At 70.1% G+C, this 14,134-nt stretch carries 13 protein-coding genes and 1 pseudogene; 6 read left to right on the top strand and 8 right to left on the bottom strand.

The genetic code is table 11. The features are described from left to right. Positions 1–171: 171 nt before the first annotated feature. Together V5F53_RS02820 and V5F53_RS02815 are read right to left on the bottom strand one after the other, a co-directional pair. Positions 172–831, bottom strand: a complete 660-nt coding sequence (locus V5F53_RS02820) for a DsbA family protein (RefSeq protein ID WP_393996953.1) — start codon at positions 829–831, stop codon at positions 172–174. A gap of 173 nt (positions 832–1,004) precedes the next feature. Further along, positions 1,005–1,529: a DUF721 domain-containing protein gene (locus V5F53_RS02815; RefSeq protein ID WP_393996952.1), complete on the bottom strand. Its 525-nt coding sequence runs from the start codon at positions 1,527–1,529 to the stop codon at positions 1,005–1,007. Between the two features lie 178 nt (positions 1,530–1,707). Between V5F53_RS02815 and mutY the strand changes: the two genes are divergently transcribed. Further along, entirely contained in the window at positions 1,708–2,781 is a 1,074-nt protein-coding gene (gene mutY, locus V5F53_RS02810) for an A/G-specific adenine glycosylase (RefSeq protein WP_393996951.1), read from the top strand. A gap of 251 nt (positions 2,782–3,032) precedes the next feature. Here the strand turns inward: mutY and V5F53_RS02805 are convergent, their stop codons facing one another. Then, on the bottom strand, positions 3,033–4,226 hold the full coding sequence (locus tag V5F53_RS02805) for a site-specific DNA-methyltransferase (protein ID WP_393996950.1): 1,194 nt from the start codon (positions 4,224–4,226) through the stop codon (positions 3,033–3,035). Between the two features lie 192 nt (positions 4,227–4,418). On the opposite strand from V5F53_RS02805, the gene V5F53_RS02800 reads away from it, so the two are divergent. Continuing rightward, positions 4,419–5,657, top strand: coding sequence for a S8 family peptidase (locus V5F53_RS02800; protein ID WP_393996949.1), 1,239 nt, complete (start codon positions 4,419–4,421; stop codon positions 5,655–5,657). 104 nt (positions 5,658–5,761) lie between these two features. Next, entirely contained in the window at positions 5,762–5,992 is a 231-nt protein-coding gene (locus V5F53_RS02795; protein ID WP_393996948.1) for a hypothetical protein, read from the top strand. A gap of 730 nt (positions 5,993–6,722) precedes the next feature. On the opposite strand, the pseudogene V5F53_RS02790 reads toward V5F53_RS02795, so the two are convergent. The 3 genes and pseudogenes from V5F53_RS02790 to V5F53_RS02780 all read right to left on the bottom strand — a co-directional run bounded on the left by V5F53_RS02790 (position 6,723) and on the right by V5F53_RS02780 (position 9,435). Then, a pseudogene (locus V5F53_RS02790) lies at positions 6,723–7,533 on the bottom strand (IS5 family transposase). Between the two features lie 49 nt (positions 7,534–7,582). After that, on the bottom strand, positions 7,583–8,236 hold the full coding sequence (locus tag V5F53_RS02785) for an SGNH/GDSL hydrolase family protein (RefSeq protein ID WP_393996947.1): 654 nt from the start codon (positions 8,234–8,236) through the stop codon (positions 7,583–7,585). Positions 8,237–8,304: 68 nt separating this feature from the next. Next, the gene (locus V5F53_RS02780; protein ID WP_393996946.1) at positions 8,305–9,435 is read right to left on the bottom strand and encodes an OpgC family protein; all 1,131 of its coding nucleotides are present in this window, start codon (positions 9,433–9,435) and stop codon (positions 8,305–8,307) included. A gap of 483 nt (positions 9,436–9,918) precedes the next feature. On the opposite strand from V5F53_RS02780, the gene V5F53_RS02775 reads away from it, so the two are divergent. Further along, a complete protein-coding gene (locus V5F53_RS02775; RefSeq protein ID WP_393996945.1) occupies positions 9,919–10,737 on the top strand; it encodes a TrmH family RNA methyltransferase in 819 nt (272 codons plus the stop codon). Positions 10,738–10,764: 27 nt separating this feature from the next. Here the strand turns inward: V5F53_RS02775 and V5F53_RS02770 are convergent, their stop codons facing one another. Both V5F53_RS02770 and V5F53_RS02765 read right to left on the bottom strand, forming a co-directional pair. Further along, positions 10,765–11,481 carry an MgtC/SapB family protein gene (locus V5F53_RS02770; RefSeq protein ID WP_393996944.1) on the bottom strand — a complete coding sequence of 239 codons (717 nt, stop codon included), beginning with the start codon at positions 11,479–11,481 and terminating at the stop codon, positions 10,765–10,767. 196 nt (positions 11,482–11,677) lie between these two features. Beyond that, a complete protein-coding gene (locus V5F53_RS02765; RefSeq protein ID WP_393996943.1) occupies positions 11,678–12,091 on the bottom strand; it encodes a VOC family protein in 414 nt (137 codons plus the stop codon). 124 nt (positions 12,092–12,215) lie between these two features. Here V5F53_RS02765 and V5F53_RS02760 point away from each other — a divergent pair, with 124 nt between their 5' ends. Together V5F53_RS02760 and leuC are read left to right on the top strand one after the other, a co-directional pair. After that, the gene (locus tag V5F53_RS02760) at positions 12,216–12,386 is read left to right on the top strand and encodes a hypothetical protein (protein WP_393996942.1); all 171 of its coding nucleotides are present in this window, start codon (positions 12,216–12,218) and stop codon (positions 12,384–12,386) included. A gap of 88 nt (positions 12,387–12,474) precedes the next feature. Then, positions 12,475–13,902, top strand: a complete 1,428-nt coding sequence (gene leuC / locus V5F53_RS02755) for a 3-isopropylmalate dehydratase large subunit (protein WP_393996941.1) — start codon at positions 12,475–12,477, stop codon at positions 13,900–13,902. Positions 13,903–14,134: the final 232 nt, after the last annotated feature.

Below are 14,134 nucleotides of genomic sequence, written 5' to 3'. Positions count from 1 at the left end.
GGACACACCGGGTCTCACGACCCTTGCCCCAACGCGCCCCGCCCGCCGCGGACAGGACCGAACGCGAAGATCAGCGCATCGCCCCGGTCCTTGAGCGGTGCCAGACGGGTTCGCTCGGGCACCGCGCGGGCTCGACCAGAACCCACGCGTCCAACTCACCGGCCCCTGGCTTCACTTGGCGGCCAGCAGGGGCTCCAGTTCCTTGTCCCACTCGGCGATGCCGATGGCGCCTGAAATCTTCTTGCCGTTGATGAAGAAGGTGGGCGTGGCGTTCACGCCCAGCTCGGCATTGGCGTAGCGGGCGCTCTCCTGGACCTTCTGGGCCAGGTCCTTGTCGCTCAGGCACTTCTCGAACTCGGCCTGGCTCATGCCGGCCTGCCGGGCCACCGCAAACAGGCCCGCCGCCGGGTCCTGGCTGTAGGCCCAGCTGCGCTGGGTCTCGAACAGGGTGGAGACCATGGGAAAGTATTTGTCGTCGGGCATGCAGCGCGCCAGCATGAACGCGGCGGTCGCCACCGGCTCGAACGGGAACTCGCGGAAGATGAAGCGCACCTTTCCGGTGTCGATATATTTCGCCTTCAGCTCGGGAAACACCTTGGTGTGAAACTCCGCGCAGTGGCTGCACGTCATGGAGGCATATTCCACCACCGTGACCGGGGCCTTGGGATCGCCGAGCACCTTCTGCGTCAGCGGCGTGGCGGCGGGGGCCAGCAGCTTCGCCTGATCGGCCGCCTGGGCCAGCGCGGCACGCGGCGAAAGGGGCAGGCCGAGGCCCGCGAGCACGGCGGCGGCGCCGACTCCGGCGAGGACGCGGCGGCGGTCGAAAGTCATGGGTCGTCTCCATGGGGAAGCCTGGGGCGGAAGCCCCACGGCACCAACGCAAGCGCGCTAGCATGCCGGCGGTGTGGCGGCAAATCCTCCGGCGATCACAGATCGGTCATGTGCCGGCCGGCGCCGGCCGCAGCACGCCGGCCGCCCGGCCCCGCCCCACGCCCGAGGCCGCCTCAGCCGCCCCGTTTCGGCCCGCCGCGCTCGCGCCGCACCAGGGCGCCGAGACGGGACAAGGAGGCGGCCAGGGCCTCGTCCTCGAAGCCACCGATGGTCTGGGCGATCTCCTGCCGCATCGCCCGCACCGCGGCCGGATCGGGCGGCGGCATCACCACCGCGCGGGCATGGCGCGGCGGCACCGGCCCCTGGCGAAGCGTCAGCCGCCCGACGCAGCGCCAGCCGAAATAGGCGTTGATGCGCTCGATCACCACTGCGGCGGCATATTGCATCTCGATGGCGTAGGCACCTTCGACCCGCACCACCAGCGTCGCCGGCTCGGTCTCGCCGCCGCGCGCCCATTGCAGCTTCAGCGGCAGGCTGCGGGGGGCGAGGTCCGGCCCCACGATCTCGTCCCAGTGGGTCACCACCTCGACCACCGAAAAGCCGGCCTTGCCGCAGACGTCGGCGATGGTGGGCGCGACGAAATCGGCCAGAGGACGGGCATTGCGGGGCCGGAAGGCGCGCTTGACGGGCTGGCTCATGGTGTTCCGCGAGCTGGAGACGGACTTCGCGCCGGCGCGGAGCGGCCGCGCCGGCAGGCATCGTCCGCGTGTGGAGTCCCTTTGTGGCCCGGTGATGGCCCGCCTTCGTCTCCGGCCGTCCCATCGCCGTTATCGAGACGCCCTTGCCCGAACGCGCGGGCGCGGCCACCTTGGCGCCATGATCACGCCCCCCGCCGCCGCGACACGGCCATCCCCCGCGCCCGATCCGCGCGCCCTGCTCGCCTGGTACGACACCCACCGCCGCCGCCTGCCATGGCGGGCCGAGCGCGGGTCTCGCGCCGACCCCTACCACGTCTTCCTCTCGGAGATCATGCTGCAGCAGACCACGGTGAAGGCCGTGGGGCCCTATTTCGGCGCCTTCCTGGCGCGCTGGCCGGCGGTGACGGACCTCGCGGCGGCGCCGCTGGACGAGGTGCTCTCGGCCTGGGCGGGGCTCGGCTATTACGCGCGGGCGCGCAATCTCCATGCCTGCGCCAGGGCGGTGGTGGAGCGCCACGGCGGGCGCTTTCCCGCCGACGAGGCGGCCCTGATCGACCTGCCAGGCATCGGCCCCTACACGGCGGCGGCCATCGCCGCCATCGCCTTCGACCTGCCGGCGAGCCCGGTGGACGGCAATATCGAGCGCGTGGTCTCCCGCCTGCACGCGGTGGAAGAAGCGCTGCCCAAGGCGAAGCCGCGCATCAAGGCCCTGGCCGCCGCGCTGGTGCCCGCCGACCGGCCGGGCGACCACGCCCAGGCGATGATGGATCTCGGCGCCACCATCTGCACCCCCAAGTCGCCGGCCTGCGCGCTCTGCCCCTTTCACGCCCCCTGCCGGGCGCGGGCGGAGGGCACCATGGCCCGCTTTCCGGTGAAGGCAAGGAAGGCCGAGAAGCCGGAGCGCGCCGGGGTCGCCTTCCTCGCCGTGCGCGCCGACGGGGCGGTGCTTCTGCGCACCCGCCCGGAAAAGGGCCTGCTGGCGCGGATGACCGAGGTGCCCTCAACCCCGTGGGGGCCGCCTCCGGCCCGGCCGCAGGAGCACGCGCCCCTGGCGGCGCGCTGGCGCCCGCTGCCGGGCGCGGTGGCCCATGTCTTCACCCATTTCGCGCTGACGCTGAGCGTGCAGCGCGCCGACCTGCCCGCCAGCACCCCGGCGCCGGACGGCCATCGCTGGGTCCTGCCGGAGGCCTTCGACCGCGAGGCCCTGCCCTCCGTCATGCGCAAGGTGCTGGCCCACGGGCGGGCGGGATAGGGCGCGGCGCTTTCGGGCGGGCCGGCGAGGCCGCCGGCCGTGCGCCGATGCAAAGGTCGCGGGCGGGGGCGCGAGCCCGGTCTCGAGCCGGGTCGCGAGCCCGGTGGCGACATGGGCCAAGGGGACGCGACGCGCTGGCATAGACGGGAAGACGCCCCCGGCATCGAGGCCCGCGCCCCGTCGTCCGCCCGGTGCGGACAGCGCGAAAATCGCCTCCCGGGGGCTGGAACCGGCGCGAGGGGCCCCGGGGCCTATTCGGCGGCGATGCCCATTTCGGCGCGCAGGCGCGCGCGCAGCACGTCGATGGGGTGGCGGCGGCCGTCCTGCTCCACATGCCAGAAGGTCCAGCCGTTGCAGGCTTCCGCGCCCTGGGCCAGGGCGCCGACGCGATGGATGGAGCCGACCTGCGCCGCCGTGCCGTCCAGGGCGATGGTGCCGTCGGCCCGCACCACGGCGCGGAAGCGGCCCTTGGCGTCGGTCAGCTCGGCGCCGGGAGAAACGAAGCCGCGCTCCACCAGGGCCGCGAAGGCGACGCGTGGGGCTTCCCGCGCGCTCGGCGGGGCGATGAGGGTGTGCTCGGGCAGCGGCTCCACGGCGTCGATGCGGGCGCGGGCGGCGGTCGCATAGCCCTCCTCGCGCTCGATGCCGATGAAGGAGCGGCGCAGGCGCTTGGCCACCGCCCCCGTGGTGCCGGAGCCGAAGAAGGGATCGAGCACCACGTCGCCGGGCTTGGTGGCGGCGAGCAGGATGCGGGCGATGAGCGCCTCGGGCTTCTGGGTGGGGTGCAGCTTCCGCCCGGCCTCGTCCTTCAGCCGCTCCTGGCCGGTGCACAGGGGAAACAGCCAGTCGGAGCGCATCTGCACGTCTTCGTTGCCGGCCTTCAGCGCCTCATAATTGAAAGTGTACTTGGCATCGGCATCGCGGGCGGCCCAGATCAGCGTCTCGTGCGCATTGGTGAAGCGCCGGCCGCGGAAATTGGGCATGGGATTGGCCTTGCGCCAGATGATGTCGTTGAGGATCCAGAAGCCCAGATCCTGCATCGCGGCGCCGACGCGGAAGATGTTGTGGTACGAGCCGATGACGAACAGCGTGCCGTTCGGCTTCAGCACCCGCCGCGCCGCCAGCAGCCAGGCCCGCGTGAACGCGTCGTAGGCGGCGAAGCTCTCGAACTGGTCCCAGGCGTCGTCCACCGCATCCACCCGGCTTTCGTCGGGCCGCTTCAGCTCGCCGCCGAGCTGGAGATTGTACGGGGGGTCGGCGAACACCATGTCCACGGAATGGGCCGGGAGCCGCGACAGCTCCAGGATGCTGTCGCCCACCAGCACCTCGTCGCGCGGCAATGGCGGCGCGGTTTTTGTGGTCAAGGGGATGACCGCAGGCTTTTTCGCGTGCTCGCCGTACTGGCGGGCCACCCGCCCGGGCGCCCCCTTGACCACACTACGCATGACGCAACCCTACGCAACGCTTACTCACGGGTCGCAGTGTGGCGGCGCCGGGTTAAGGGGCGGTGAAGGGCCGGGGTCCCGGCTGAACAATTGCAAAGTACTTGCAAGCCTCCATAGGTTGCATATTCAATTCCCGTGGCCGATCCTGTGGCCGACTCGCGGGCGGGCGACCGGCAGGAATGGGGGGATGCGATGGAGCGTGTGTTCGTCAGGGTGCCCACGGCGAAGCTGAAAATCGACATCCTGCAGAATGTCGCCTCGAAAGAGCGCGCGGCACGCTATATCCGGCCCTCGGCCACGCAGCCGGATGTTCTCGCCCTGGACGTGAGCGACAAGGAGCGGGACTGGCTGGAGAAGAACGGCGCCACGATCTACGAGAATGTCCAGTTCAGCGTCTTTCCCCTCGGCGAGGATGACGACGACGCGGGGACGGACTGGCACACGACCGCCGGACAAGACGACCACGACTTCTCCCTCGATGACGTCGTGGCGCAGATCGGCGCGCCGGGCGCATGGGCGCACACCCGCGGCAAGGGGGTCACCATCGCCGTCGTCGACACCGGCATATCCGGGAAGCTCAAGGAGATTCCCGCCGCGCGACGCCTCGGGGTGGACCTGCAGACCCACTATCGCGGCGACCACTGGGCGGATGCCGTGGGGCACGGCTCCATGTGCGCGGCCATCGCCGCGGGCTCGCGGGACGCCGGCGGCCGCTTCCAGGGCGTGGCCCCCGAAGCCACGGTGCTCGCCGCGCGGACCAACCTGACCTCCGACGACCTTTACGGGGTGTTCGACAACATCAACATGCTGCGGGACAAAGGGACCCTCCCCGGCCCGCTGGTGGTCACCAACTCGTACGGCCTTTACACCTGCACGCCGCCCAACGTGCTGCCCATCGACCATCCCTACATCCAGGTCATCCTGTCGGCCATCGCGCGCGGCGTCTTCGTGTGCTTCGCGGCGGGGAACAACCATTACGACGTCAAATGCGACTTCGACCCGCGCGAATGCGGCCCCAACACCATCTGGGGGCCGAACTCCCACGACCAGATCGTCAGCGTCGGCACCGTCAACCGCGCCCTCACCAATTGCGATCCGCTGACACCGCACGCCAATTCGAGCCGGGGTCCCGGGGAGTGGGCGGTGAATCGCTTGAAGCCGGACTGCGTGGCCCCCACCTATGGCGAGGTGCCCTGGGGCGGCAGCTATCGCAAGATGGGCTGGTGGGGCACCTCCGGCGCCTGCCCGCAGGTGGCCGGCCTCGCCGCGCTCATCCTCTCGGTGGCGCCGACCCTGCGCCCGGAGGTCGTGGCCGACATCATCCGCGACACCTCCGATCCACTTCACGAAGGAGCGGCCTGCGTGGGACGTGGAGTCATCAATTGTGATGCGGGGGTTGCGAAAGCGCTCGAATTCGCGTCACTCGTGTAGCATAATTGCCGCAATCTTCATTTTTACTACCCGTTTGCCCTCACTGGGTGTTTGCGCTGGCGGCAAATGGGAGGTGATAGTGAGGGTGCGTTCCGGAGGCTGACATGCAGCTGAAGTTCCCGACCCCTGATCAGCGTGAGACATTCCTAGCCAGTCTCGCCAAGCAGGCGCCGAACCTGTTCAAGGTAGCAACGCCGTCCTATTCGCAGCCAACCGTCGTGACCATCACGCCGCCGACGCCGCAGGATGCCGCCTCCCTGAAGTCGCTGGTCGCCGAGGACGGCACGATCAAGCTCTACGGCGACGTCGTCTTCAAGCCGCTCAAGTTCGGCTAGCGGCGCCCGCGCCCCCGCCAGTGACGACGGCGGGGCAATGGGCGAGAGCATGAAGGGATCCCACAAGGAGCCAGAGCGTAGGCGAACACGCCCGCGTCATTGACTTGGCCACCGCGCGCTCCGCGACGCTTCCCCTAAGGACACGCTCCCGCCCTGGGCGGCCCCTGAAGGGCTCCGGCCACCAGTCTGGCTCCGGCCCCGAATCTCACTCCGCAGTGGTCTGGAGATGCCGCGAAGCGCCCATGCAGACGCGTGCGACCTGCTGCATGTTCGGTGCGGCGCATCCCAAGCGAAGATATCCCGTGCGGCGATGTCCGGTCCTGCGCGATCTGGCGCGGCTCTGTATGCTCACGCGCTCTTCGATCCAACCGCGACGGGCGTGCGAAGCGTCGGCGTCACCGGTGTGCCTCCGCGATCATGTGCCCAGGGCTCACGAGTACGCGGACCCGGCCTTTTTGACGCGCCCGCCCACACCCCGTCTTGCGGCGCACATATGCCCTTGGCCCCTCATCCTTGGCCCTTCATCCTTGGCCCCAGCCAAGTTCGACGGTGTCTGACTGCGGCGGCCGGGGCCATAAGCGGCCAGATGCCATGCCCCTTTTTGAAAGCGGAGGCAGCCGCTCGCAAGCCGGTGTCGCGCCGCCATCGGTAACGCCCCTGCATCCGGCGCCGCCAGATGGCTCCAGCGACGTCCCGCCCCCAAGGGCTGACGCACACCAGGGCGGCGCTCTTAGCGCGCCCAACAAAACCTGCTGGGGGATCGGAAGCAGATGATAGCGGCAGCGAGGACGCAGAAGGCGCGGCAGAGGTCGGCAGAGCGCTCATAGCGGAGGGTGAGGCGGCGGAACCGGATGATCCAGGCGAAGGTGCGCTCGACCACCCATCTGTGCTGGTCGAGATGCTGTGAGCTGGCGATGCCGCGGCGGGCGATGCGGGTCGTGATGCCCCACTTGCGCAGGTCTTTGCGGCAGCGGTCGAAGTCGTAGCCCTTGTCGACGTGGAGCTTCGTGGGCCGCGTGCGGGGACGGTCACGCCGCTGGCGGACGGGTTGGATGGCGTCGACCACATCGGTCAATACCCCGCTGTCGTGCCTGTTGGCCCCGGTCAGGACAATGGCGAGGGGCAGGCCCTTTCGGTCGACCACGATGTGCCGCCTGGTGTCCGGCTTGCCGCGATCGGTGGGGTTCGGGCCGATCGCGTCGCCCCCCTTTTCGCCGGCACCGAGGAAGCATCCACGCGGGCGCGCGACCGGTCGATCTCTCCGGAAAGGCTGCGATGCTCCAGCATGTGGCGATGGATCTGGTCCCACACGCCGACACCCTGCCAGGCCCACAGCCGGCGCCAGCAGCTCATGCCCGAGCATCCGGCCACTTGGAGCGGCAGGCGTTCCCACGGGATCGAGGCGTACAGCGCGAACAGGATGCCGATCAGAACCTCGCGGTCCGCCACCCCCGGGGCCCGCCTTTCGGGCGCGGCGCAGCGGCTGGAAACAACGGGGCGATCTCGACCCAAAGCCCATCGGGCAACAGCCTCTCGGCCATGCCCGAGCCTCTGCCCAATAGGGTGAATAAATGGTTTTGTGAGGTGCTCTTAGCGCGTCACCGCCCGCACGATGGCTTCCGCCACCAGTTCCGGCATGCACAGCCGCCCCTGCTGCTCGGCCGGGCTCACGCCGTCCGGCGCGGCGGGCGGGCGGGAGAGGCGCGACAGGAGATAGCTGGTGGCGGCGTATTGCTGCACCACGTTCATCTTCTCCTGGTCGGAAATGGCGTCGATCTGGCTGACGAGGCGCCCATAGAGCTTCTCATGCGGCACATTGGGCACGAACGGCGGATCGATCAGCACGAGATCGATGTCGCGCCCCTTCAGGTCGTCCGCCGCCTGCTCCAGGGTGTGGGCGAAATCCTCCGGATCGGTCGCGGCGAGGGCATCGCCGGTGCCCACCTGCCAGATCACCAGATCCGGCTCGAACTGCTCGATGGCGGAGCGGATGCGCTGGAAATCCTCCCGCGCCAGCCCCGGCTGCGGCCCTTCCTCGATGATGGTGAAGGCGATGTCCGGCAGGCGGCGGTTCAGCTCCACCTCGAGCCGGCTGCGCTTGCGCGGTGACAGGGCCAGCCGGTCCGGCTGCGGGCCGATGAGCAGGATGCGCACCGGCTGGGAACGGTCCACCAGCCGCTCGGTGCGCTTCAACTCGCTGTCGAAGGTGAGGAAGATTTCCGGCACCCGGCAGGCCTTCGACATATCCGCCCGCGCCGGGGCGAACGGAAAACAGGCCAGGAGCAGAACAAGGCCCAGCGCCGCGGCGGCGCTCAGGCGCGCGCGACCCCCCGTTCGCCCGACGCCTTGGCGTCGGCGGCGCGTCCGCCCTTCTGCCATTCGAGTGCCCACGCGAGCAACCATTGGAGCGAGAACCCAACCACCACGATTAGCAGGTCGAACGACACCGCGCCATCGAATGCCGGCCGCAGCACCTGCGCCCCGAGGCTCAGCACCGTGCCGAGGCAGAACACCGGCAGCGCGTGGCGGCCGATGAGGATGAGCGGCGCGCTTGCCGTCCACCCCCGCAGCCAGCGTTCCACCGGCAGGCGGGTGACGCAATAGGCAAGCGCGAGAATGTGCAGCACCCGCGGCAGATCGAGATTCGACTTGTCGAAATCCCACACGAAGGCGGGCAGGCGCCAGATCTGCAGCGAGACCGGAAAATCGAGCTGCGCCCACACCGCCGTCGCCACCAGATAAACGGGCACCAGCACGTCCAGCACGCGGTTGGCAACCCTGGCGCCGCCCCGGTCGAGGACGATGCCGATGGCGAGCCCGGCCGTGAACAGCAATTGCCACGCCAGCGGGTTGAAATACCAGCGCCCCGCCCCCGGCCACACCGGCGGCCCGAGATGGGCAAGCTGGGCGACGAGGTACAGCGCCGCCGAGACACCGAGAGCGAGCGCCAGGCTGCGCCGCGCCAGCGCCACCAGCACCGGCGCCATCAGCAGCAGGCTCACATACAGCGGCAGGATATTGAGATAGGCCGGCTGGAAGGTGAGCAGCGCCATGCCCACCAGCGCCTCCACCGGCGCCTCGATGATGAGGTCGAGATGGTACCAGCCGAGCACGCGGGTATCTCCGGTCTCCACCACGAAGCCGCCGATCACCGCCACCGCCACCATCACCAGCGCCAGATGGGCCACATAGAGGTTGAACGCCCGGGTGAGGATGCGCGCGCCCACCCGAAGCCGCCGCCCCGGCTCGAACGGCCGCGCATAGGCGAACGCCGCCGAGACGCCCGCCAGCAGCACGAACAGTTCCGCCGCGTCGGACACGCCGAAGTTGCGGAACGTGTAGGCGCTCAGCAGATGGCCAGGCACGTGATTGATGAAGATCGTGAGCAGGGCGAAGCCACGCCAGAAGTCGATGCTGACGATGCGCGAATCCGCTGGCACCACCGCTGTTACCTCCCACTGCCCCTTGAAAACGCCGCTGCGCCGGCTTCGTTCCCGTCGCGACGCGACGCCAACCGCAGCTGTGCAGTGCAGCAGATCCTACGCATAATTCATGTTCAAATTGTTGTCATCGCCCGCCCATCCACGCCCGCGGGCCTGACGCGGGTGCTGTTCGCGGCCCGCCAATGGGGCGGGTGGAAGCGGCGCGCCGGGCCCTCGCCGGGCGTGACGGGCCGGCCGCGTGCGGCGCCCCTGGAAGGGGGGATTCCTCCCAGGGCGCCGGGCTGCCCCCGGTTTCCCGATGGCCGCGCCGCCGCCGGGCCCCATGGCCCTGACCGGAGCATGTCGCCGGCGGCGGTCTTTCTGTCGCCCCGGGACCCGGCAGCGTCCTTGACCCATCTCAAGTGGGACAGCCTGTCGCGGGCGCGGCACCGCCGGCGGCGCTCTATAAGGCGGCATGACGTTCGCTCCCCTGCCCCACCGCCGATGATCGTTCCCGTCCCCGCCGCCGACGATCCGCGCATCGCCGAATATCGTGACGTGCGCGAGCGCGACCTTGTGGGGCGGCAGGGCCGCTTCATCGCCGAGGGCGAAGTGGTGCTGCGCCTGCTGGCGGCGCAGGTGGACGCAGACGGCCGCACCGCCCAGGGCCACCGCCTGCTCTCGCTGCTGCTGTCCCAAGGTCAGGCGGAGCGCTTGTCGGACCTGCTCGCGGCGCTGCCGTCGCACATGCCGGTTCACGTCGCGCCCCAGGACGTGATGGACGCCATCGTCGGCTTTCCCATCCATCGCGGCATCCTGGCGCTGGGCGTGGCGCGGCAGGAGGTGCCGGCGCAAGCGCTGCTGGCGGGGCTCGGGGAGCGGGCGCTGGTGGTGGCGGTGTCCGGCATCGCCAATCATGACAACATGGGCGGCATCTTCCGCAATGCCGCCGCCTTCGGTGCCGACCTGGTGCTGCTGGACCGCGCGTGCTGCGACCCGCTCTATCGCAAGGCGATCCGGGTCTCGGTGGGGGCGAGCCTCATCGTGCCCTTCGCCCGGCTCGCCGACGCCGACGCCATGCTGGCGGCCCTGGCGGCGGCGGGCGTGGGGGTGGTGGCGCTGTCGCCATCGGGGCGCGAGCGGCTCTCCGCCGTCGTGCCGCCGCCCCGGGTGGCGGCGCTGTTCGGCGCCGAGGGGCCGGGCCTGCCGACCCGCGTGCTCGCCGCCGCGCGCACCGTGGCCATCCCCATGGCGCCGGGCTTCGACAGCCTGAACGTGGCCACCACCTCCGGCATCGTCCTGCACCATCTAGCCGGGGCTTAGGCCCGGGCGGCGCCCCGGGCCGGCGGCTCAATCCTGGGTCGAGCTTTCCCAGGTGGCGTGGGTGACCTTGGGCAAGCGCTCCAGCCGCTCCACCACGGCGTCGAGCTCGGCGCGGTTCACGGCCGTGCTCACCAGCTTGGCGACGATGTCCACGCCGCCACCCGGCTGCCCCATCGTCACCACATCGCCGGCCGGATATTTGGCGGCATCCAGGGCGTCGCTCACCAGGTCGCGCACGTCGGCGGCGGAGGCGGCATCGGTGGACACCCGCACCTCGTAGGTGACCTCGGAGGCGCGCTCGTCCAGCGGAATGCGGTCGATGGCGGCGGCCAGGGGCCGCAGCACCGTGTTGCCGGCGATGATGATGAAGGTGATGAGGATGGCCTCGGCCAGCATGTCGGTGCCGGTGCAGGCCCCCACCGCCGCCGAGCACCACAGGGTCGCGGCGGTGTTCAGCCCGCGCACGTTGAGGCCTTCCTTCATGATGACGCCGGCGCCAAGGAAGCCGACGCCGGTGACCACATTGGCCACCACGCGCATGGCATCCTGCGGCGAGCCGACCCGCGCGGCGAGATCGGCAAACGCCGCCGAGCCCACCGCCACCAGCACATTGGTGCGCAGGCCGGCGGTGCGCTGGCGATACTGGCGCTCGGCGCCGATGAGCGTGCCCAGCAGGAAGGCGGCGCCAAGGCTCACAATGGTGTCGAGAAAGCTCACCATTTCGAACGACTCGATGAAACGCACCCCGGACCCCCGTGTTGATCGTACTTCTTGACCGTGCCTGCCCTGCCGCCGCCGCCGCCGCAAGCCGGGCGACGGCGGATACGCGCAAAGCCCGCCCCGCGAGCCCGAGCCATCCGGCGCGGCGGCCGGGACGTCTCACCCGTTGCAGATCTAATCCCTGCAAGCCTGATCCCTGCCGGTCTCAGCCCGACAGGTCTCACCCCTTGGGCGCGGTGAGCATCCAGCGATGCCCGAACGGGTCGCGCACGGTGGCGAAGCGATCGCCCCAGAACACATCCTGGGGCGACGTCTCCGAGATGGCGCCGGCGGCCACGGCGGCGGCGTGGGTGGCGTCGACCTCGGCGGCGGTGGCCAGCGACAGGGAGACGGCGACGCTCGCGACGCCGCCCGAAGCCGGCGCCCCACCGCCGGTGCAGTATTCGGGAAAATCATCGGAGAGCATCAGCAGGCCGGTGCCCAGGGTGAGCCGGGCATGCAGCAGGCGCCGCCCGTCGTCGGCCGGCAGCCGATAGGTCTCGCGGGCGCCGAACACCTGCTGGTAGAAGGCGATGGCCTCGGCCGCGCCGTTCACGGTGAGATAGGGAACGACGGTTCCCGGTGCTTCGGCCATGGGGTCTCCTCCGGTTGGGCGCGCGCGGGCGCGCAGGCGTCAGGATGTGTCGCGACTAAGCATGACATGACGATGTCGCGAGGCCCGATTGTCGCGGCAGCGTGGAACTGCTACAAACCCACCCATGTTCCATTCGTGCGCCATTTTCTCGAACCGGAGCCGGGCCGCCTTCTGCGCCGCCGGGCCGTTCGCGCGCACCACCATGGAATTCGCGGCGGTGCCCGACCATGTGCGCCTGCCGGGCCGCTTCTTCGGCCGCTTCACCACCGCCGCCTCGGCCGTGGACGCGCGCTGAGGCGCATCCTTTCCGCCTTTCGTGCTCGGACCGGCCGCCTCGCCGCGCGCCGGCCGTCCCTCGGCCCAAGACCCCAAGGACAAGAACCATGACCGCACCCGCCGGCAGCCCGCGCACCCTGTACGACAAGATCTTCGACGACCACGTGGTGGCCCGCCAGGACGACGGCACCTGCCTGCTCTATATCGACCGCCATCTGGTGCACGAGGTCACCAGCCCGCAGGCATTCGAAGGCCTGCGCATGACCGGCCGCGCCGTGCGCGCGCCGGGCAAGACCCTGGCGGTTGTCGATCACAACGTGCCCACCACCGACCGCACCCTGCCCAATCCGGACCCCGAGAGCGTGGCCCAGATCGCCGCGCTGGCGGAGAACACCCGCGAGTTCGGCATCGAATATTACGACGGCTTCGACAAGCGCCAGGGCGTGGTGCATGTGGTAGGGCCGGAGCAGGGCTTCACCCTGCCGGGCACCACCATCGTCTGTGGCGACAGCCACACATCGACCCATGGCGCCTTTGGCGCCCTCGCCCACGGCATCGGCACCTCGGAGGTGGAGCACGTGCTCGCCACCCAGACGCTGATCCAGAAGAAGGCGAAGAACATGCGCGTCACCGTCGACGGGGTCCTGCCCGAAGGCGTGGGCGCCAAGGACGTGATTCTCGCCATCATCGGCACCATCGGAACCGCCGGCGGCACCGGCTATGTGGTGGAGTTCGCCGGCGAGGCCATCCGCTCCCTGTCCATGGAAGGGCGGATGACGGTGTGCAACATGACCATCGAGGGCGGCGCCCGCGCCGGCCTGGTGGCGCCGGACGAGAAGGCCTTCGACTATCTGAAGGGCCGGCCCAAGTCGCCCAAGGGCGAAGCCTGGGACAAGGCGCTCCAGTTCTGGCAGACCCTGCGCAGCGACGAGGGCGCGGTGTTCGATTCCGAGATCCGCCTGGACGGCGCCAACCTGCCGCCCATCGTCTCCTGGGGCACCAGCCCCGAGGACGTGATCGCGGTGGATGGCGTGGTGCCCGATCCGGAGCTGATCGCCGACGAGGTCAAGCGCGCCGCCAAGAAGCGGGCGCTCGCCTACATGGGCCTTGCCGCCGGCACCCGGATCACCGACATCGCCATCGACCGGGTCTTCATCGGCTCGTGCACCAATGGCCGCATCGAGGACCTGCGCCAGGCTGCTGCCGCCATTGCCGGGCATCGGGTCAATGCGAACGTGTCGGCCATGGTGGTTCCGGGCTCGGGGCTGGTGAAGGAGCAGGCGGAAGCGGAAGGCCTCGACAAGATCTTCACCGCCGCCGGCTTCGAATGGCGCGAGCCGGGCTGCTCCATGTGCCTCGCCATGAATGCCGACCGCCTGCGGCCGGAGGAGCGCTGCGCCTCCACCTCGAACCGCAATTTCGAAGGGCGCCAGGGCTTCAAGGGCCGCACCCACCTGGTGTCGCCGGCCATGGCCGCCGCCGCCGCCGTGGCCGGCCACTTCGTGGACCTGCGCACGTTCCCCAAGGCCGGCTGAACCACCGGCTGAACGACCGGCCACCGTTGCCGAAAGGTGACGCGCCAGGCATTCTGGCGCGTCATACAATCACAAAAGCGTGATCATGCAGGGGGCACAGTGCCCGGCGCGGCGGGCCAATCTCAGACGGGGGCGGCCCCGGTGAGCGCGAAGGCGGCGGTATTCGCCTCGTGCGGGGCAAAAAACACTGCAATTCCAAGGATGGCCGCCAGCGTACCGGCGACCGCGAGCT

Origin of the sequence: Xanthobacter cornucopiae, from assembly GCF_043195065.2 — a bacterium.
GTDB lineage: Bacteria > Pseudomonadota > Alphaproteobacteria > Rhizobiales > Xanthobacteraceae > Xanthobacter.
The sequence above is the reverse complement of the archived record's forward strand: the minus strand, read 5'-3'. Positions and strand labels throughout refer to the sequence as shown.